General features: G+C 39.0%; 21 protein-coding genes. 5 read left to right on the top strand and 16 right to left on the bottom strand.

Translation table 11 applies throughout. The features are described from left to right. Window positions 1-39: 39 nt before the first annotated feature. Window positions 40-1,269, bottom strand: a complete 1,230-nt coding sequence (locus ABD769_RS14035; protein WP_344852048.1) for an MFS transporter — start codon at window positions 1,267-1,269, stop codon at window positions 40-42. Between the two features lie 438 nt (window positions 1,270-1,707). Further along, a complete protein-coding gene (locus ABD769_RS14030; protein ID WP_344852047.1) occupies window positions 1,708-2,016 on the bottom strand; it encodes a phosphoribosylpyrophosphate synthetase in 309 nt (102 codons plus the stop codon). A gap of 79 nt (window positions 2,017-2,095) precedes the next feature. Here ABD769_RS14030 and ABD769_RS14025 point away from each other — a divergent pair, with 79 nt between their 5' ends. The 3 genes from ABD769_RS14025 to ABD769_RS14015 all read left to right on the top strand — a co-directional run bounded on the left by ABD769_RS14025 (window position 2,096) and on the right by ABD769_RS14015 (window position 4,855). Continuing rightward, complete coding sequence (locus tag ABD769_RS14025) at window positions 2,096-2,581, top strand: PaaI family thioesterase (RefSeq protein ID WP_344852046.1); 486 nt, start codon at window positions 2,096-2,098, stop codon at window positions 2,579-2,581. A gap of 10 nt (window positions 2,582-2,591) precedes the next feature. Then, window positions 2,592-3,221: an AlbA family DNA-binding domain-containing protein gene (locus tag ABD769_RS14020; protein WP_344852045.1), complete on the top strand. Its 630-nt coding sequence runs from the start codon at window positions 2,592-2,594 to the stop codon at window positions 3,219-3,221. Between the two features lie 263 nt (window positions 3,222-3,484). Further along, entirely contained in the window at window positions 3,485-4,855 is a 1,371-nt protein-coding gene (locus ABD769_RS14015) for an MATE family efflux transporter (RefSeq protein ID WP_344852044.1), read from the top strand. A 392-nt stretch (window positions 4,856-5,247) separates the two neighbouring features. Here the strand turns inward: ABD769_RS14015 and ABD769_RS14010 are convergent, their stop codons facing one another. The 8 genes from ABD769_RS14010 to ABD769_RS13975 all read right to left on the bottom strand — a co-directional run bounded on the left by ABD769_RS14010 (window position 5,248) and on the right by ABD769_RS13975 (window position 11,517). Next, a complete protein-coding gene (locus ABD769_RS14010) occupies window positions 5,248-5,982 on the bottom strand; it encodes a hypothetical protein (RefSeq protein ID WP_344852043.1) in 735 nt (244 codons plus the stop codon). Window positions 5,983-6,020: 38 nt separating this feature from the next. Continuing rightward, on the bottom strand, window positions 6,021-6,704 hold the full coding sequence (locus ABD769_RS14005; RefSeq protein WP_344852042.1) for a pseudouridine synthase: 684 nt from the start codon (window positions 6,702-6,704) through the stop codon (window positions 6,021-6,023). Window positions 6,705-6,746: 42 nt separating this feature from the next. Continuing rightward, window positions 6,747-7,649 carry a histone deacetylase family protein gene (locus tag ABD769_RS14000; protein WP_344852041.1) on the bottom strand — a complete coding sequence of 301 codons (903 nt, stop codon included), beginning with the start codon at window positions 7,647-7,649 and terminating at the stop codon, window positions 6,747-6,749. Further along, entirely contained in the window at window positions 7,649-8,509 is an 861-nt protein-coding gene (locus ABD769_RS13995) for a bestrophin family protein (RefSeq protein WP_344852040.1), read from the bottom strand. Before ABD769_RS13995 ends, ABD769_RS14000 begins: the two co-directional genes overlap by 1 nt. A gap of 18 nt (window positions 8,510-8,527) precedes the next feature. Further along, window positions 8,528-9,811, bottom strand: coding sequence for a kynureninase (gene kynU / locus ABD769_RS13990; protein WP_344852039.1), 1,284 nt, complete (start codon window positions 9,809-9,811; stop codon window positions 8,528-8,530). Between the two features lie 65 nt (window positions 9,812-9,876). Continuing rightward, window positions 9,877-10,365, bottom strand: a complete 489-nt coding sequence (locus ABD769_RS13985) for a pyridoxamine 5'-phosphate oxidase family protein (RefSeq protein WP_113951161.1) — start codon at window positions 10,363-10,365, stop codon at window positions 9,877-9,879. 53 nt (window positions 10,366-10,418) lie between these two features. Then, window positions 10,419-11,024: a DNA-3-methyladenine glycosylase gene (locus ABD769_RS13980; RefSeq protein ID WP_344852038.1), complete on the bottom strand. Its 606-nt coding sequence runs from the start codon at window positions 11,022-11,024 to the stop codon at window positions 10,419-10,421. 13 nt (window positions 11,025-11,037) lie between these two features. Continuing rightward, on the bottom strand, window positions 11,038-11,517 hold the full coding sequence (locus tag ABD769_RS13975; RefSeq protein WP_344852037.1) for a GAF domain-containing protein: 480 nt from the start codon (window positions 11,515-11,517) through the stop codon (window positions 11,038-11,040). A 129-nt stretch (window positions 11,518-11,646) separates the two neighbouring features. On the opposite strand from ABD769_RS13975, the gene ABD769_RS13970 reads away from it, so the two are divergent. After that, the gene (locus ABD769_RS13970; RefSeq protein WP_344852036.1) at window positions 11,647-12,345 is read left to right on the top strand and encodes a DUF3291 domain-containing protein; all 699 of its coding nucleotides are present in this window, start codon (window positions 11,647-11,649) and stop codon (window positions 12,343-12,345) included. Window positions 12,346-12,354: 9 nt separating this feature from the next. Further along, window positions 12,355-12,606 (top strand): hypothetical protein, encoded by a 252-nt coding sequence (locus ABD769_RS13965; protein WP_344852035.1) that lies wholly within the window; start codon window positions 12,355-12,357, stop codon window positions 12,604-12,606. A gap of 858 nt (window positions 12,607-13,464) precedes the next feature. On the opposite strand, the gene ABD769_RS13960 is transcribed toward ABD769_RS13965, so the two are convergent. From ABD769_RS13960 to ABD769_RS13935, 6 genes are all read right to left on the bottom strand, one after another. Then, window positions 13,465-13,794, bottom strand: a complete 330-nt coding sequence (locus ABD769_RS13960; RefSeq protein WP_344852034.1) for a Dabb family protein — start codon at window positions 13,792-13,794, stop codon at window positions 13,465-13,467. Window positions 13,795-13,889: 95 nt separating this feature from the next. Next, on the bottom strand, window positions 13,890-14,396 hold the full coding sequence (locus tag ABD769_RS13955; RefSeq protein WP_344852033.1) for a YMGG-like glycine zipper-containing protein: 507 nt from the start codon (window positions 14,394-14,396) through the stop codon (window positions 13,890-13,892). A gap of 131 nt (window positions 14,397-14,527) precedes the next feature. Continuing rightward, window positions 14,528-15,253: a Dph6-related ATP pyrophosphatase gene (locus tag ABD769_RS13950; protein WP_344852032.1), complete on the bottom strand. Its 726-nt coding sequence runs from the start codon at window positions 15,251-15,253 to the stop codon at window positions 14,528-14,530. After that, window positions 15,243-15,932: an SIR2 family NAD-dependent protein deacylase gene (locus ABD769_RS13945; RefSeq protein ID WP_344852031.1), complete on the bottom strand. Its 690-nt coding sequence runs from the start codon at window positions 15,930-15,932 to the stop codon at window positions 15,243-15,245. Before ABD769_RS13945 ends, ABD769_RS13950 begins: the two co-directional genes overlap by 11 nt. 2 nt (window positions 15,933-15,934) lie before the next feature. Beyond that, entirely contained in the window at window positions 15,935-16,876 is a 942-nt protein-coding gene (locus ABD769_RS13940) for an ABC transporter substrate-binding protein (protein ID WP_344852030.1), read from the bottom strand. Window positions 16,877-17,876: 1,000 nt separating this feature from the next. After that, on the bottom strand, window positions 17,877-18,467 hold the full coding sequence (locus tag ABD769_RS13935; protein ID WP_344852029.1) for a DUF6580 family putative transport protein: 591 nt from the start codon (window positions 18,465-18,467) through the stop codon (window positions 17,877-17,879). Window positions 18,468-18,495 lie beyond the last annotated feature (28 nt).

The raw sequence follows: 18,495 nt of genomic DNA, 5'->3' as shown, positions 1-18,495 counted from the left end.
TAGTCTGGAGTCTTTAGTCCTTAGTCTAAAGTCCTAAAACTAACTTTCCAGGTAATTAAGGTCTTTATTAAAACTTTCTTTCAAATACGATACAGAAATCATCGCAATTACTGTTACAATCCCCATTACGATAAACCCTGCTGAAACAATGTTATAACGGTGAACAAAAAATTCGAAAACAAATGTAATCGGAATTAAAGCACCACGCACAAAGTTTGGTGCGGTGGTTGTTACGGTTGAACGGATATTGGTTCCAAACTGTTCTGCAGCAATGGTTACAAATGTAGCCCAATAGCCTACAGCAAAGCCCATAAACAAGCAAATTAGAATAAAGCTGTTTTCGGTTAAGCCTGTACTGGTTAAATAAACAATCACGGTAATTACCGATAAACTTTGAAAAATAAGCACGGTTTTCTTACGCGATTTTAAAACCTGTGCCAGAAATCCACACACTACATCACCGATGGCAATACCAAAATAAGTGTACATAATACCTGTACCGGCATTAAGCAAATCTTTTGCACCAAGAGCCTTACCAATTTCCGGCGATTGTGTAACCAAAATACCTACAATAAACCAGAGCGGAAGCCCTAAACAGATACAAGCCAGATATTTTAAAAAACGTTTTCGGTTTGAAAAGAGCATAAAGAAATTGCCTTTCGAAACTTCAGAGTTTTGCTCAGCATGTTTAAACATCCCCGATTCGAATGTGCCAACACGTAAAAGCAATAACAATAAACCCATGCCGCCGCCTACAAAATAAGAAGTTTGCCAGGTAAAATGTTTGCCGATGGTGGCTGCCGCTGCTGCACCCAATAAGCCTATACCAGCTACTACCATGGTTCCGTAGCCACGTTTTTCTTTATCCATCGTTTCGGTAACCAGGGTGATCCCGGCTCCAAGTTCGCCTGCAAGACCAATGCCCGCTACAAATCTGATAATTGCATAGGTGTGTACGTCAGTAGCAAAACCATTAGCCATATTGGCCAGGGAATACATTAAGATAGAACCAAACAATACTTTAATCCTGCCAAATTTATCGCCAATAATACCCCAGAGCAATCCCCCAAGCAATAAACCAAACATCTGCATATTAATAACGTATTCACCTTCAGTACGCATATGCTCAGCAGAAACACCGATATCAGTAAAACTTTTTACCCGTACAACGGAGAATAAAACGAGATCGTAAATGTCGACGAAATAACCTAGAGCGGCTACAATGACTAAGAAAATGACGCTACGGTTAGCTTTTGCCTGATTGTCCATTTAATTTATTTGGTTTAAAACGCTGAAAGTACGCAATAACACAAATATTTAAAATAGATTTTAAAAATAAAAAGCCACTCAGTTTAGAGTGGCTTTTCAGATCCTACATAGGAGGATTCTTTTTTGTTGTGTCAGGTGGCATTTTCGTTGTCGTGTCTGGCGTCTTTGTAGACGTAGTATCCATCGGTGCCGTAGTTGTCGAATCCGTCTTGGTACTGTCTGAAGAACCAGCCATATTTTTTGACGAATTGCATGCTGATGTGGCTATCATAAGAGAGCCTGCAAAAGCAAGACTTAAGATTATTCTTTTCATAGTTTTTATTGTTATCTATCAAACTAACAACCTTATAATCATTTGGTTTTATTTTTTTTCTTCAAAAAAGCTTTTATCTTTATTAAAGTGTTGATTATTAATATTTTGCAAGTATTAACAAGAAGCTATTCGTGATGGATTTTTAGCTTATTCAATAATTCCGGGGATACATTTTCAGCATACATCCCGTAACCATCAACCAAAACGCCTTTCAGATTGCCAACGTTTGATGAAATGGCATAAACCACCGAACTATCGGCAGGATCAGTCATGCCTTCAAAACGATAAACCTCCTCAATTTCAAATTCTTCGGGCATCAGGAACAAATCAATTGATTTGCATTCCAAACCGTCAGGAGTTAAATTGAAATCTAAATTGTAACCGCGACTATCTAAATCTGTTAAAGCGCCGCTAATTGTATCGTAAACATGCATAACCTAAATTACGGAAATATTACTAAAACAACATGGCTAAAACTTTAAAAGGTGATAAAACTTTCTGATATTAGTAAATATGATTATTTCTCAAAACACCCTGAAATGGGTAATGCGCTTTTACCCGCCTTTGTTTTTCCAGCGCATTTGGGTTCAGAAATTTGAAAATGAATTTAGAAGCTGTACGGTTAAACTTAGCAAGAGCTTCCTGAATAAAAATTATAACGGGTCTATTTTCGGGGGGACTATTTACGCCGCTACCGATCCTTTTTATGCCTTATTATTTGATCAGTTGATGCAGCGGCGCGGTTTTAAAGTACGTGTATGGTTAAAAAGTGCCTCTATACAATATTTAAAACCCGGGCGTTCTACCTTATATTTTACCATTAAGGTAACCGATGAAATGCTTAATGAGGCCGAACACGCTTTAAGAACAGTCGGGAAGTTTGTGAAAGCCTATCCTATGGAAATTACCAGTAAGGATGGTGAGTTGTGCGCTACCGTAATGAATGAAGTGTATATCCGAAACCTGCACCAGGGCGAAATGCCCAGAGTTGCTTACTAATTTTTAGATTATGCCGAGTATTAAGAATTTAATTTTGCAGGGTGAGGGTGTAATGCTCGATTTTAAAAAAACCATTACCAGTACCGAAAAAATTGCCAAGAGCCTGGTTGCTTTTGCCAATAATAAAGGTGGTAAGTTATTAATAGGTGTTGCTGATGATGGCTCAATTAAAGGAGTAAAATCAGAGGAAGAAGAAAAGTACATGATCTTAACTGCTGCACATCAGTTTTGTAAACCTGCTATTGAAATCCAGTTCGAAGAAATTTATGTTGATGATAAACTGGTGTTAGTGGTTAACATTCCTGAAAGTGATATCAAGCCCCATTATGCACTTGATGACCAGAAAAAATGGTGGGCCTATATCCGCATTGATGATAAAAGTGTGCTGGCCAGCCGGATCATCGTGGAAGTATTGAAGCAGGAGTATAAAAACAATGGTGTGCTCATCTCCTATTCTGATAACGAAAAAAAATTGCTCGAATACCTGGAACAGAACGAAAAAATAACCCTTAAAGAATTTAGCAAACTGTTGCGAAGTTCTTACCGAAAGGCCCAAAAAGTTCTGGTCAATTTAATTTTAACCAATGTAATTAAATCGCATACCACCGAAAAGGAAGAGTATTTTACTGCGGTGAGGTAGTTTAAATATAACTATAATAGCGCTTCATTAAAGCAGTCGTCATTCCCGCGCAGGTGGGAATCTTAATCTTTAGGCTTATTGCATTAAAATTCCCTATCAACCCGATAGCTATCGGATGAAGCGCAATCCGGAAAGTTCGAGAGAAAGATTTAATTCTGTAGATTTCTTGGCTCCGTTGCACTCCGCCCGAAATGACGACATCTGGACATTAACTTTTCTACAACCCTATTTTTTGAGCTTTAAAAACCCGACCTTTGCAAACTATGTTTTCTAAAATTTACACCAAATATAAACCCTATTATAAGGAAAATCTTCATTTGGCGCTGCCAATTGTAGGTTCGCAGGTAGGTCATACTCTGGTGCACATGGCCGATAGTATTATAGTTGGCCATTTTACCGATACCATTCAATTAGCAGCAGTTTCGCTGGTTAACAGCATATTCATGCTCATTTTAGTGATCGGTTTGGGTATTTCCTATGGTTTAACGCCATTGATTGCTCAGGAAAACGGTCGTCAGAATTACGATGAATGCGGAAAACTTTTATCAAACAGTTTAATTATCAACATCTGTGTTGGCATATTCTTGTATGTGCTGGTTCAGTTGGGGATATTCTTTGTAATCGATCACCTCGAGCAAACACCGGAAGTGGTTCGTTATGCCAAACCTTATCTTAATCTTTTATCGGTTTCCATTATTCCTTTATTGGTTTTCCAGACCTTTAAACAATTTGCAGAGGGTTTAGGATTTACCAAGCAGGCGATGTTTGTTTCCATCTGGGGAAATGCCCTCAACATTATTTTGGGGATTATTTTTGTTAAAGGAATGTTTGGCATCAAATCAATGGGGGTTAGTGGTGTAGGTTTAAGTACTTTGATCGACAGGATTCTGATGGCGACTGTAATGTCGATTTATGTATTGCGCTCACAACATTTTAAAAAGTACCTGATCAGTTTCAAAGCTACATTTTTTGATAAATTAAGGGCAGTTAAAATTGCAAAGATCGGAATGCCTGTTGCCATGCAATATTCTTTCGAAATCAGTGCTTTTAGTGGTGCTGCTGTACTAATTGGCACTATTGGTGCGGTAGAACAGGCTGCGCATCAGATTGCAATTAGCCTTGCTGCTATGACCTACATGATTGCCAGCGGTGTGGCTTCTGCAGCTACCATAAAAACCGGGAATAATTTTGGAAAAAATAATTTTGATGATCTGCGTAAATCGGCAATTGCAAGTTACCATGTCATTTTACTGTTTATGTGCTGTACTGCAGTTATTTTTGTATTGGCCAACAACGTCATGCCTTTTATTTATACCGAAGATGTAGCAGTAATTCCCATAGCAGCGCAGTTATTAATCATTGCAGGCTTTTTTCAACTGTTTGATGGTACGCAGGTGGTGGGTTTAGGCGTGTTACGTGGCATAGGGGATGTTAATATTCCAACTTTTATCACATTTCTGGCCTACTGGGTTGTTGGAATTCCTGTGGGGTATTTATTGGGTTTTCAGTTTGGCTTAGGTGTTAACGGGATCTGGTATGGATTAACTTTGGGTTTATTAACTGCCTCTATCCTATTATTTTTAAGGTTTCAGAATAAAACGAGAAGTTTGAAGGTGCAAAAGCTAAATTTTTAGATTAATCCGTCATTTCGACCGCAGTGGAGAAATCTATCAGACACAATTTTCTTATAGATAGATTTCGCCTTTCTCCAAGTTGAAATGTCGTAACCCCCGCAAAAAAAAAGGTCACTGCTTAGCAGGCCCCATTATGATTGCGTCATTGATCCTAAAACTCAAAACAGATTCTTCGTGCGCTACCATTGACAGATTTAGAAAGGTCGTCATTGCGAGGAGGAACGACGAAGCAATCTTTCCTGCTAGCGACCATTGTTAGAAAGATTGCTTCGTCGGCTGAAAAAGCCTTCTCAGCAATGACGAACTTAGCGGCTTATCATTGCGCGAAGATTCTTCTGTCATTCATATTGATTTTTATAAAATTAATTATCCCTCAGAATGACAAACTAATGCTATTTCCCTCCAACATTCACCACCACACCAATGGTGAAGATAGAATTGCCCGCAGACATGTATTTGCGCTTCTTCAGGCCAATATTACTACTAGTGGTATATTGTAGCTGAAAAGTTTTGCTAAGTGCCATTCGGGTAAAAAATACGGGTTCGAAAAAAATGTTATCTTCTTTAGGCTGTACTACACCATTTAAAAAGAAACGATCCATTTTAATATGACTAATCCTTAATGCCGTACCATAATTGATCGGAAAGTCAGTTCCAAATAAACGCAGGTTATTTTTCTTTTTCGAGCTGTAGTTTACCTGTAGAAAAGTTTTTCTGTAATCCACATCCTGTACTTCATTGCTAATCAGTACGTCATCTTTAAAATCGCGGAAAGTAATATCGCTCCAGCCCTTACCTACTCCGGCATAAATTTCAATAATCCGGTTATTTTCTGGTCCAAAAGTATCAAAGTAACCACCGCCAATTTCAATTAATTTGTGTCCAAAATCTTTGGTTCTCCTTTCGCTGTTCATTCTTGAACCACTAAAAAGTAATCCAACATGATCCGAAACGGCGTAGGCACCATTAACACTGGCATTACCTTTTAAAGAAATATGCGCCCCACCACTAAATTCGCCCTGCTTACTTAACATGGGCGTATTTGGAACATTAGGCATATAAACAGAAGAACAACTGGCTGCAAAAAGCGCTAAAACCGGGAGTGTGAATCGTAAGTATTTAATCATAGATGCTATATAAACAGATTTTGATGACAAAAATTGTGTTAATGTTCCATTTTCATGAAATCCATTACTCTTTTAAATTCGTCGTGTAAACCGGCTTTTAAATGTATTTTTTGTTTGGTAATGGGGTGAATAAACTGCAGTTCAGAAGCATGCAGCAACATGGTCGTCATATCCCATTGCTCTTTGAAGAATTTATTTTGTTTGTTACAGCCATGTGTGCGATCACCAATAATCGGATGAAGGATATGACTGAAATGTCTCCTGAGCTGGTGCATTCTCCCGGTTTTAGGCGTGGCTTCTACCAGTGAATAACGTGAAGTTGGATGTTTGCCAAAAGCCACTTCAACCTCTGCCTTTTGGAGTGTTCTGAATGAAGTAAAAGCGTCTTGCATCGTTCCGTTTTCTTTTGCCAGCGGATAATCAATGTCCATCGCATCAGGCGCAAATCCCCTTAATATGGCTAAATATTTTTTATCGGTTTCGGCATTCATAAACTGCTGATGCATAGCAGTTTCAGAAACCTTATCAAAAGCAAACAATAAAATTCCGCTGGTTTTTCTATCGAGCCTGTGTACCGGACTAACATGTTTGCCCACCTGATCTCTAAGCATTTGTAATGCAAATTCAGTGGCATCTCTGGCAATAGAAGACTGATGCACTAAAAGACCATGCGGCTTATTAATTGCAATCAAATGCTCATCCTGATAAATAATCTCCAACATATTGCCGCGAAGATAAGGATATTATGTTTTTTGAGGGATGGCTTAAGCAAATAAATCAAACGCTAACCGGTAAGTATTGCAATGTGCATCAACAATATCTTTAATCTCAGTGGAATAGCCACCACCCATACTTACCTGTAAAGGCAGGTTTTTGTTTTTACAGGCCTGCAGCACAATCCTGTCGCGTTCTTTGCAGGCAGCTTTACTTAACGAGAGCTTACCCAGTTTATCGGTAGAAAGCACATCTACGCCCGAAAGGTAAAATACAAAATCAGGCTTTGATCTTTCGAATGCTTTTTTAAGATTAATATTTAATAATGAGAGATATGCTTCATCCTGCAAGCCATCATCCAATGGTACATCCAGACTGGAAATCTCTTTCCTGAATGGAAAATTTTTATCGCCATGCATCGAAAAAGTAAATACACGCGGCTCGTGCTGAAAGATTTCTGCGGTACCATTACCCTGGTGCACATCTAAATCAATAATTAAGATACGTTGGGCTAAGTTATTATTTAATAAATAGTTAGCAGCAATGGCCTGGTCATTTAACAGACAAAATCCTTCTCCCCAATTACTACCCGCATGATGTGTTCCCCCAGCTACGTTAAACGCAATTCCATTCTCCATAGCAAAATAAGCGCCATCAATGGTGCCTTGTGCAATCCTCAGCTCTCGTTCAACAAGTTGTGCATCTAAGGGAAAGCCAATCCGCCTTTGGTCTTTAGCTGAAAGTGTTAAATCCCTTAACTGCTCCCAATAAGCCTTTTGGTGTGTCAGCAGTACAATTTCATCGCTAAGTGGCTCAGGACTGAACAAATTTTGATGTTCAATCGTACCTTCATGTAATAGTTGTTCAGGTATCAGTTCATATTTCAGCATAGGAAAACGGTGTCCCTCGGGTAAAGGGTGCGCGTATATCGGATGCCAGGCAATTTTAATCATTAGCCTAGAATCTCTCCCACGTGTTTTTCTATATTGTTGCAAATCTGATCTACCGGAAGATCATTTGCATCATAACCAAACGGATTCTCTATTTCTTCAGCTATCAACTCCAAACTCGCTAATACATAAAGGATAAAGGGAACAATTGGCACAACAAAGTAACCTAAACTAAAAACCCAGCCAAAGGGCAGGGTGATTACGTAAACAAAAATAAATTTCTTAATAAATGCGCTGTAAGAAAACGGGATCGGAGTATTTTTGATTCTTTCGCAGGCACCGCAAATATCAGTAAACTGATTAAAGTCGCCCGAAAGTACGATAAATTGTTCCTGCGAAATTGCCCCCTTTTCTAACAGACCGTAGAACCTGCTGGTTAAACTGCTTGCTATCTGGTTTGGAATATGTTTACCTTCCTCAACTTCAATTAACAAGCTGTTCTTGCCAAAATACATCTTTTCGCGTAAATGTTCTTTTAATGCAAAAGCATATTTAGGGATGCCATATTCGAAAAAGCGGACATCATCCTCTTCCAGTTTAAGTGCTTTAATTTTTATGGCCAGGTTACGGCTTACGTTGGTTAGCGCCCCCAGCAATTTTCTGCCTTCCCACCACCTGTCGTAAGCAGTATTAGTTCTGAAAACCAATAATAGCGATAAAACAAAGCCTAATAAGCTGTGCATCATACCGATATTGGTCACATTGCTGGTTTTAGAAAGCTGAAAATAATTTAATTCAGCATATGCCACCAAGCCTGAAAATACGGCTACTCCAAGCATTAAAGGCCAAAGCTTTCTGAAAGTGTCGCTCTTATCGATATGAAAAATGAAGGTACTCCAGTCTTTAGGGTTGTAGTTGATCATTTTTATTTCTTCTTTTATTTATAAAATATCTTTACTCACTTTTAACAATGCTTGTCCGGCCAGATAAATATCCTCATAAGAATTATAAAGTGGAACAGGGCTTAACCGTATTACGTCAGGCTCACGCCAGTCGCCCAGCACATGATTCGCCATTAATCCATCGAAAATCTCTTTTCCATTACATTGGGCTATAATAGATAGCTGAGCACCTCTGTCTTCAGGATTTTTTGGTGTGATGATTATGTACTGCTCCGCACCTAATTGATTATTTACCTCATTTATAATATATTCGAGATATTGAGTTAAAGCAATACTTTTAATCCGTAAAGGCTCAATAAAGCCAGCCTGTTCAAAAATCTGAAGTGATGCATGGTACAAAGCCATAGGCATTACCTGTGTACAGCTTACCTGCCAGCCGTCGGCTCCAGCCTCAGGCACAAAACCTTTTTCCATTTTAAAACGCTTGCTTTCCTGATACCCCCACCATCCGGCAAAACGGTTTAAATCACTGTTAAAATGTTTCTCATGAACAAAAATCCCGCTAATGCCACCAGGACCTGAATTTTGATACTTGTAAGAACACCAGCAAGCAAAATCGACATCCCAATCATGCAGTTTCACCGGAACATTTCCGGCTGCATGTGCTAAATCCCAACCTACAAGGGCTCCAATATCATGACCGGCTTTGGTAATAGCTTTCATATCATACCACTGACCGGTATAGTAATTAATCCCACCAAATAGCACCAATGCAATTTCGCCGGCATTTTCTTTAATCTGATCAACAATGTCTTCTGTGCGAAGGGTTTCTTCGCCATCCCGTGGAAAAACCTCTATAATCGCTTCTTTTGGATCGAAACCATGAAACCTCACCTGACTTTCAATTGCGTACTGGTCAGACGGAAATGCGCCGCCTTCCATCATAATTTTAAAACGTTTACCTTTGGGCTGGTAAAAACTCACCATTAACAAATGCAGGTTTACGGTCAGGGTATTCATCGGACAAACTTCTGCCGGAGAAGCGCCAACAATGGGTGCCATTAATTTTTTAAGCGCTTTATGATAGAACATCCAGGGTTCGTTTCCATCAAACCAACCTTCAACCGCATAGTTGGCCCAGTTATCTAACTGGCGTTTTAAAACATCACTTGCAGCTTTAGGTTGAAGTCCTAATGAATTGCCGCACAGGTAGATAAAGTATTTTCCGTTATGCTTTGGAAATAAAAATTGAGATCTAAACTGATGGAGCTGATCTGCCTCATCCTGCGCTTTAGCAAATGAAAGGGTATTTTCGAAATTCATTGCCTCAATATTACAAAAAAAGCAGGTATTGTTTCCAATCCTGCTTTTCAATTATTTTGGTTTAATTAAAATTTCATGGTATCGTGTTTACCTAAATCAGGCGTATCACCAGTAACCACAGCCTTTAACATGCTGAACAGCACCACGATTTTTGAAGATGATGCATCCCAGTATTCAGCTTCCTCAGGCGTAACTTTTATCAGGATTAATCTTGGATCTTCAATTCCATCAGGGAACCAGGCTTTAATAAAGGGTGAAAAATAGGCTTCTTTACGTACTTTATCATCAACAAGTTCAGCTTTACCCTTAACGGTTAAATAAGTATTTTTTGAAGGATCGCTGTAGGCCAGCAATACATTGTTCTCTTTTGAAATCTCTTTCGATTTTGGCGAATATTCATTGGTGTAAAACCACAGACTTCCGTCGTCTTCTATTTTTGCCGTGCCCATTGGCCTGCTTCCAAATTCATCACCTGAAGAGAAAGTAGTAAACATACAGGTTCTTACACTTTCTGCCATTTCTTTCAGGATTGCTATATTTTTCTCGTTTTTCATGATTTTTAGTATATGAAAGAAAAACAGGAAGCAGCCTAAAAGGTTTGCATGAATTAAACCTTATTTGGTTTACTGACGTATTTATTACCTTTTACGAAGAAACGCCAGGGCAATAAAGCGTGCTCTTTAGCATAAGCAATCCCTACGCGGGGCGTGGCTGCAATATCTTCTTCTTTATACTGGATTCCATGGTCTTCAATCCAGATTTCCTCTCCCGCAAGGTTTTTTGTGTTAAATGTCCTATCAATCCCTAAAGCTTTCGCAGCAGAACCTGGCCCGGCAGAAATAGCGCCTTTAGTATAAGGCATATTCCTTCTTTCTTCAATGATGTCGATACCTACCAGCGGCTCAATACCCCTGATTAACACCGCATGGGGGTCATTTTCAACCGAAGTAACCACATTAAAAAGATTATGCATGCCATAACAGAGATAAACATAAGCAATTCCGCCAGAGCCGTACATGGTTTCTGTCCGATTGGTACGGCGACCACCATAAGCATGTGAAGCTTTGTCTTTGATTCCAAAATAGGCTTCGGTTTCGACGATGATACCTGCAGTGATTTCGTTATCAATTTTAGTGTACAGCACCTTACCGAGCAGATCTTTGGCAAGTGCCACTACATCTTCATTCAGGTAATATTCCGGATTTAATTTCAATATTTTATATCAATTATCTGTTTAATAAAATATCGATAATTTGCTCTAAATAAGCCTGATCTGTTTCATCAAACTTATTCAGCACTTCACTATCTACATCTAATACCCCAATCACTTCTCCGTCAACAATCAAAGGCAAAACGATCTCTGATTTAGAAGCGGATGCACAGGCAATGTGACCGGGAAATTCTTCTACATCGGGAACAATAATGGTTTTCGCTTCTGCCCACGATGTTCCGCAAACACCTTTTCCTTTTTTAATTCTTGTACAGGCAACCGGGCCCTGAAATGGTCCAAGTACTAATTCATCCTGTTTAACCAGGTAAAAACCTACCCAAAACCAGCCAAACTGCTCTTTAAGCGCTGCAGCAACGTTGGCCAGGTTGGCAATAAAATCTGTTTCGCCATATAACAAAGCTTCAATCTGAGGAATGATGGATTTGTATTGTTCTTCTTTGGAAGTATCTCTGGTAATAATTAAATCTTCTGCCATTTTCTTTTTTCTGTAAACCAAAGTTAATCATGATTTATGAGATGTACAGATGCTTTGATTTTAATGACGAAAATTTGAAAGATAAGCTATGTTTAAAATCCTTAGTTTTGGCACATAAACCCTTATTTTATGATTGTAACTTTAACCATTACCAAATTCCGGGGCATTACCATTCCTTTTGCTTTTATGGGAATGGCGATTCTAAGGATTCCATTAGGATTAAATAAGCGCTGCAGATTCTGGAAATTAATGGGAAGCGGAAAGGATGCACAGGTAGATCAGGCTCCGGATTATAAGCATTGGGCCGTATTAACCACCTGGGATAACCGAAAGGATTATGACGCTTTCCATCAAAATTCATTTGTGATGAAGTGGTTCAGTTTATTTGGAACCGAAAGCTTTACCATCTTATTAAATCCTTTATCAAGCCATGGCTTATGGTCTAAAAAAGAACCATTTAAAGTTACATATTCAAATCAAATTCATACCGGAAAAATCGCAGTGATTACCAGGGCTGCGATCAGATTTAACAAGCTCAAGGAATTCAGGCAGAACATTAAAAGAGCTGCTGTTGCCATGCGAAATGCCCCTGGCTTTATCCTTTCAGCCGGAATTGGTGAAAATCCGTTTTTTGACCAGGCTACGTTTTCCATCTGGGAAAATGCAGAAAGCATGAAAGCTTATGCTTATAAATCTTTTGATCACGCTGATGTGATTAAGCTTACCAGAGAGCGGAAATGGTATAGGGAGGAACTATTTGCCCGCTTCGGAATCGTGGAGAGCTGGGGAACATTAAACGGCATTTCAATCAATAATACAAACGAATAAATATACAATATGAGAGTAGTAGCAGAACTTCCACATCCGGAATGTAAGATTACCATTTTTTCAATGAACCAGAAATTCATCATTAAGTTTGAACAGGGCACTTTTGAGCAGAGTTATAAATTAGCCGAACTCGACCTGAGCGGAGGTGGGGTAAATGATGTATTCGAAATTCTGGATGAAGAATTTATCCAAACGGTTATTGCAAGGTTTAAGGTGATGCGAACAGACTTCACAGCGGCGTATAACAGGCATCAATATTAGATATTTGTAATGTAACTAACTGACATTCACTTAATTAACTAATAAAACAAAATTATATTCTGCTTTTTATAGCTATTTTCGAACTAAAAATAGCCATCGTCAATAGTATTAATTTAACATAATAATCTTAAGTATTTGATATAATGATACTTAAACACTTAAACAAAATAAAATTTTGAGTGTCGATTTTACCAAATAAATGGGAGGTTTATTAGTTTATTGGTCATTTGTGTATTGGTTTAGTGTTTAGCGAGGTGCAGGACAATACTCTAATTCAAAACGTCATCTCGACAGAACGCAGTGGAATGCCCGCCAGCTTCGGGTAGGGAGAGATCCATTCTTAAAGTTTAACTTGAAATAGATTTCTCCACTACGGTCGAAATGATGGAACGCGAGAAGATTGGGCAATGAGAAAAAGCTTCTCTGTAGCAACGCTCAATCGGCAGGGAGAGATCTATTCTTAAAGTTACTTGATATAGATTTCTCCACTACGGTCGAAATGACGGAACGCGAGAAGATTGGGCAAGGAGAAACAGCTTTCTCTGTAGCAATACTTAAATTCAAACGTCATCTCGACTGAAGCATAGTTCATACGTCAAGTCGGGAGAGATCTGTTATCGAAACTTAACTTAGTATAGATTTCTCCACTCCGGTCGAAATGACGGAACGCGAGAAGATTGGGCAAGGAGAAAAAGCTTTCTCTGTAGCAATACTTAAATTCAAACGCCATCTCGAACTGAAGCATAGCCCATACGTCAAGTCGGGAGAGATCTGTTATCGAAACTTAACTTAGTATAGATTTCTCCGCTACGGTCGAAATGATGGATTTCGGAAAGGAGTCGAAATGACGGAATAAGGTTATGAAATCACGGTATCGTGCACCACTACCCGGTACCAGTTTTTAGAGAACTTTTCTACCGCATCCAAATGTGTTTTATCTTCCTGGTAGGCATTATGATCGGCAATATTGGCGAAAGTAATGGTAAGTGAATAGGTAAATGAATTATCGGTAACCGGACGTACGGGTGTATTTGCCGCTAAACCATAACTCAATGTTTTAATATATTTAATCGGCTTCAGGCTTTCGAAAAAGTTTGCAAAATCTGAAATTTCAGTTTTGGTAAGTTGTGGTTTTAACCAGAACATTACAAAGTGTTGAATCTGGCCTTTATCTGCAGTTTCTGTCATGGGATCTTTTTTTCACTAATATATTAAACCTTTTTTATCAGGCATAAAAAAAGTCCCGGTATAAACCGGGACCTTAAATATATGTTTAAACTTAATTAGTTCTTAGGTTGCACACGACCAGATTTTCTGTCTTCGCCTCTACCGATTAAATAACCGCCACCGGCTCCAACTAATCCACCGATAATTGCACCTCTACCTTTTTTCTTATCAATTAAAGCGCCACCCACTGCACCACCTACACCACCGATTACTGCACCTTTTGCAGCATCACTCCAGCCTTTTTTCTTAGCAGTTGGCTGCGTACCACCATAAGCAGCACTTGAACTACCGCCTGAACCAGAGCTTGCGTACGATCTAGATGATGCTGCTCTTGCTCTTCTGGCGGCTACTAATTCTGCCTGATGTTTAGCTTCTTTTTCCTGTTCTACTTTAGCAGCTGCAGCTTTATTAAAGCTATCCAATCTTAAACTGTCTTTCACAGCTTTAATAGCCAGCTGTTTTTCTGCCTGTTGTTGTTTTAATGCTGCTTCTTCTTTTGCTTTATTGTTACAAGCAAACAAAACAGATGAACTTAATGCGATTACTACCAATATCTTTTTCATAACATTTAATTTTTACATGACGCTTGTTCAGCTACCTAACCTCGCTAAACAGGTTTCATTTCGGATGTGTGATTTAGTTAATTATATGTAGTAAAGAAAAAATGATGCCAAAATGTTTTGAAAATGAAAAATTATGGCAATAAATCATTATACCAGAAACCGGAAAGTGCTGTGGATGAACAAGGTGAATCATCATCTGATGTAATTTTGGCCGGTGCATTATAGGTACGGAATACACGCTCTCCGATGGTGAATGGTATTTTATTCCTGAAAATCGGGCCTTCAAAGGCGAAAGTATGAAACTCTCCGTTTTCGCCACAGGGATCGATATCTGCAGGAAGATTATTGATTAAATCATGGCTGATTACTTTTCCACAAATGCTTTCCAGATTTTGTTGTGTGCAAACTATGATGGTTTTATAGCGCAGGTTTAAGAATTCGCTGATCAGTTTCTTCGTATCTTTCTGCCATAAAGGAAAAATTGCCTGAAGGCCGATTTCAGCCAGTTTATTTTCGCGGTATAAACGGAGATCTTCTAAAAAGATATCGCCAAAAATGGAGTGGGTTATGCCTTCTTCTTTAAATTCAGAAAGATGCGTTTTCATGGTACTATCATAAGTTTCCATATCAGGCATTTCGCCAAGGCGGATCTGATACAATGGAATGCCAATGCTTTCAGCCTGTTTGATCAGCAAAGCTTCCCTTACTCCATGCATGGAAACTCGGTTATATTTTTCGGTAACGGTAGTAACCAGGTAACGGATTTCGATCGTTGGATCCTGCAAGGCATAGTGGAGCGCTAAAGTGCTGTCTTTACCTCCACTCCAGTTAAAAATACAAATCTTTTTATCGGGCATTGGATAAGATTGCTTTAAGCTCGGCCACTCCTTCTACAGCATTTTTCTCGATGTTGATCACATTTTTATAACGTTTAACATCGGGAATCCGCGGATCAATGATGTATTTATCTACCACAGATGGTACAAAATCGATTAAGCCGGCAGCGGGATAAACAGCCAAAGAGGTACCAATCAACACAAAGATATCGGCCTGTTTACAAATTCTGGCAGCAACTTCAATCATTGGCACGGCTTCGCCGAACCATACTACGTGAGGTCTGAGCTGAGAACCCAGTTCGCATAATTCGCCCATTTTAATTTCTGAACCTTTAATGGGGTAAGTTAAATCTGACCTTAAATCGGACTGGGATTTGGTAATTACACCATGGAGATGGGTAACTTTAGCAGTACCTGCCCTTTCGTGCAGATCATCAATGTTCTGGGTAATGATTTCAACGTCAAAATCTTTTTCGAGATCAGCCAGCAATTGGTGTGCCCGATTGGGCTGTGCATCCAAAACCTGCTTTCTTCTTTCGTTATAAAACTGCTGAACCAGTTCGGGATCTTTTTCCCAGGCTTCGGGCGTAGCCACATCGTACACGTTGTAACCTTCCCATAATCCATCGGCATCCCTAAATGTTTTTAACCCACTTTCGGCACTGATCCCCGCTCCTGTTAAAACAACAAGCTTCATCATGATTAAACTGATTTAACTGAAACTACGGATTGACTGTAGCTGATGAATTTTTTAGCAATATTCTCATCGGCTTTAAAAATGTCTGGATGAAACATACAGGCTAAAGCTTCAATGCCTTCTACCAAAGTACCCACACTTGGTTGGGTAAACATATCGAAATCAGCAATGTAAACCTGATTGCTTTTTACGGCTTCGAGATTTTCCCAGCCAGGTTTAGAGGTTAACAGCTCCATTTCCTCCATGCTCCTGTCCTTGTCGAATCCACAAGGTGCAATTACTAAAACTTGGGGATTGTATTTCAAGATTTTATCCCATTGGGTAACAATTGAATCTCCGGCAGGATTAGATAACATATCTACGCCACCGGCAGCAGCAATCTGAAAGGGAATCCAATGGCCACAGTTATAAATGGGTTCGATCCATTCCATCAGCATGATGCGTTTTAAAGGTGCACGGTTTGCCCTCAACTGATCTAAAATATAATCGGTTTTCTTTTGTAAGCCAGCCAGATAATTTAAAGCTACTTCTTCTTTGCCTAAAGCTTTGGCAATGGTGATGGCACATTCAAAAACATCCTGAAGGTTATTGGGCGACAAAGGAACCAAAGTTGGCTGTTTGCTCAGCTTCATTACGGCAGTTTCGGTGCAAACGGTGTCGATATTACAAACTTCGCAGATATCCTGTGTGAAAACGACATCAGGCGAAATGCTTTCCAGAAGTGCATCATCCACCCAGTACAAACTTTTGCCTTGTGCTTTGGAAGCTGAGAATATCCGGTCGATTTCGATACTGGAATAGTTTTTACCTTCTAATATGCAACGAACAACCTTTGGCTGATTGGCAGCTTCTTTAGGGCATTCGAAGGTTACACCATGCAGGTACTCCTGCAGGCCCATATCGTAGATCATTTTAGTTGCGGCTGGTAAAAAGGAAACGACTTTCATTTGATGGATGATGTAAAAGTAAAATGTAATTAGCTATCGAAGATAAAAAAAATCCCCTTCTGAATTTAATCAAAAGAGGATTTCTTGCTAATTTTTATTTGGGTTGGTATGCTGCCAAGGTAATTCGAATCCTTTTACCGCTCTATGCCGCGGGGCATCAAACTTTTGAGGCATCAAAAGTATGCAAAAATGCTTAGTCAATCCAGCAAGGGGCCTTTTACTCAATCCCATACACATCAAAAAAACAGCGGCACTTTGTTTTGTGTTCAATATTTTGTTTTTGAAATTAAATCATCGTTTATGAACACAAAACCACTGCGTTTTAGGTTTGGAACTGCCAGTTTGCCTGAAATACACCTGTTTTTTTGATTTTCCCGGCCCTTGGGATTGACGGCGTTCTTCGGTAAAGATTGTAGGTTGTTGAAGCAGGTTTAGCATAATGCCAAAAAATATTCTAAAAATAATATCTAAAAAATCCCCTTCTGAATTTAATCAAAAGAGGATTTCTTGTTGATTTTTATTTGGGTTGGTATGCTGCCAAGGTAATTCGAATTCTTTTACCGCTCTATGCCGCGGGGCATGGTACTTTGGAGCGCCAAAGTACCCAAAGCGTTTTGTCAATCCGGCAATGAGCCTTTTGCGCAATCCTATGCTCATCAAAAAAACAGAGGCACTTCGTTTTGTGTTCAATATTTTGTTTTTGAAATTAAATCATCGTGTATGAACACAAAACCACTGCGTTTTAGGTTTGGAACTGCCAGTTTGCCTGAAATACACCTGTTTTTTTGATTTCCCCGGCTCTTGGGATTGACGCGTTCTTCGGTAGAACCTAATGGTTTTTTTAAGTAGGTTTAATATGATGCTGAAACTATTTCTATAGAATAAATCGATACAACATGACGAAAAACTCACAGTAAAAAAAATCCCCTTCTAAATTTAATCAAAAGAGGATTTCTATTTATTTTTGTTCAATTGGTGCTTACCAATCGAGGGATAATAACTATAATTTCTGTGTTTGCAGTTTTAATACCGGGTATTTCGCTTTTAAAATTTCGAAAGCTCCGAAAAGCAATGCGCCGTAAATTACGGTTCCTTCTAAAAATCTGATCTCGAATGGAATTGCTTTTACCAAACATGCCCAAAAACCAGCTAAATCTTGCGTATAGGCCGGATTTTTAAACCAAACACCGATGTCGCTCACAATCCAGTGGATTAAAACGATTACCAGTGTTGAAGCCAGTAAATTCACCACGTTTACTTTTTTAAGCAATACCCTGCCTACCAATACCATTAATGCAAAGGCAATATAAGTCCAGTACCAGCCTTCGTATAAAAAACCGCTGCTGTATTTACTGAAAATGGTGATTGATAAAATAAAATCGCTTAAAAACAAGCTCAATATCGGAAAGGCAAAAGCTTTAAGATGATCTTTAAAATATGCACCACCAAATAAAGCTACTGCTCCTATTGATGAGAAATTGGCAAACTTTAATTCATCAGAGTTGAAGGTTACCAGCAAACGGAAAGCCGTTATGGCCAGAATCATCAGCAACAAAATTAAAGTGCGTGGATTAAATTTTAAATGAGACATTTTATTTTGGTTATTATTTATACTGCAA

This window comes from Pedobacter jeongneungensis, assembly GCF_039538295.1.
GTDB classification, from domain to species: domain Bacteria; phylum Bacteroidota; class Bacteroidia; order Sphingobacteriales; family Sphingobacteriaceae; genus Pedobacter; species Pedobacter jeongneungensis.
This window is presented reverse-complemented; position numbering and strand designations above follow the sequence as displayed.

Excerpts from the sequence above, each read along its gene's own strand:
- ABD769_RS14035 (WP_344852048.1), bottom strand. The coding sequence starts at position 1,269 with ATGGACAATCAGGCAAAAGCTAACCGTAGCGTCATTTTCTTAGTCATT.
- ABD769_RS14030 (WP_344852047.1), bottom strand. The coding sequence starts at position 2,016 with ATGCATGTTTACGATACAATTAGCGGCGCTTTAACAGATTTAGATAGT.
- ABD769_RS14025 (WP_344852046.1), top strand. The coding sequence starts at position 2,096 with ATGATTATTTCTCAAAACACCCTGAAATGGGTAATGCGCTTTTACCCG.
- ABD769_RS14020 (WP_344852045.1), top strand. The coding sequence starts at position 2,592 with ATGCCGAGTATTAAGAATTTAATTTTGCAGGGTGAGGGTGTAATGCTC.
- ABD769_RS14015 (WP_344852044.1), top strand. The coding sequence starts at position 3,485 with ATGTTTTCTAAAATTTACACCAAATATAAACCCTATTATAAGGAAAAT.
- ABD769_RS14010 (WP_344852043.1), bottom strand. The coding sequence starts at position 5,982 with ATGATTAAATACTTACGATTCACACTCCCGGTTTTAGCGCTTTTTGCA.
- ABD769_RS14005 (WP_344852042.1), bottom strand. The coding sequence starts at position 6,704 with ATGTTGGAGATTATTTATCAGGATGAGCATTTGATTGCAATTAATAAG.
- ABD769_RS14000 (WP_344852041.1), bottom strand. The coding sequence starts at position 7,649 with ATGATTAAAATTGCCTGGCATCCGATATACGCGCACCCTTTACCCGAG.
- ABD769_RS13995 (WP_344852040.1), bottom strand. The coding sequence starts at position 8,509 with ATGATCAACTACAACCCTAAAGACTGGAGTACCTTCATTTTTCATATC.
- kynU (WP_344852039.1), bottom strand. The coding sequence starts at position 9,811 with ATGAATTTCGAAAATACCCTTTCATTTGCTAAAGCGCAGGATGAGGCA.
- ABD769_RS13985 (WP_113951161.1), bottom strand. The coding sequence starts at position 10,365 with ATGAAAAACGAGAAAAATATAGCAATCCTGAAAGAAATGGCAGAAAGT.
- ABD769_RS13975 (WP_344852037.1), bottom strand. The coding sequence starts at position 11,517 with ATGGCAGAAGATTTAATTATTACCAGAGATACTTCCAAAGAAGAACAA.
- ABD769_RS13970 (WP_344852036.1), top strand. The coding sequence starts at position 11,647 with ATGATTGTAACTTTAACCATTACCAAATTCCGGGGCATTACCATTCCT.
- ABD769_RS13965 (WP_344852035.1), top strand. The coding sequence starts at position 12,355 with ATGAGAGTAGTAGCAGAACTTCCACATCCGGAATGTAAGATTACCATT.
- ABD769_RS13960 (WP_344852034.1), bottom strand. The coding sequence starts at position 13,794 with ATGACAGAAACTGCAGATAAAGGCCAGATTCAACACTTTGTAATGTTC.
- ABD769_RS13955 (WP_344852033.1), bottom strand. The coding sequence starts at position 14,396 with ATGAAAAAGATATTGGTAGTAATCGCATTAAGTTCATCTGTTTTGTTT.
- ABD769_RS13950 (WP_344852032.1), bottom strand. The coding sequence starts at position 15,253 with ATGCCCGATAAAAAGATTTGTATTTTTAACTGGAGTGGAGGTAAAGAC.
- ABD769_RS13945 (WP_344852031.1), bottom strand. The coding sequence starts at position 15,932 with ATGATGAAGCTTGTTGTTTTAACAGGAGCGGGGATCAGTGCCGAAAGT.
- ABD769_RS13940 (WP_344852030.1), bottom strand. The coding sequence starts at position 16,876 with ATGAAAGTCGTTTCCTTTTTACCAGCCGCAACTAAAATGATCTACGAT.
- ABD769_RS13935 (WP_344852029.1), bottom strand. The coding sequence starts at position 18,467 with ATGTCTCATTTAAAATTTAATCCACGCACTTTAATTTTGTTGCTGATG.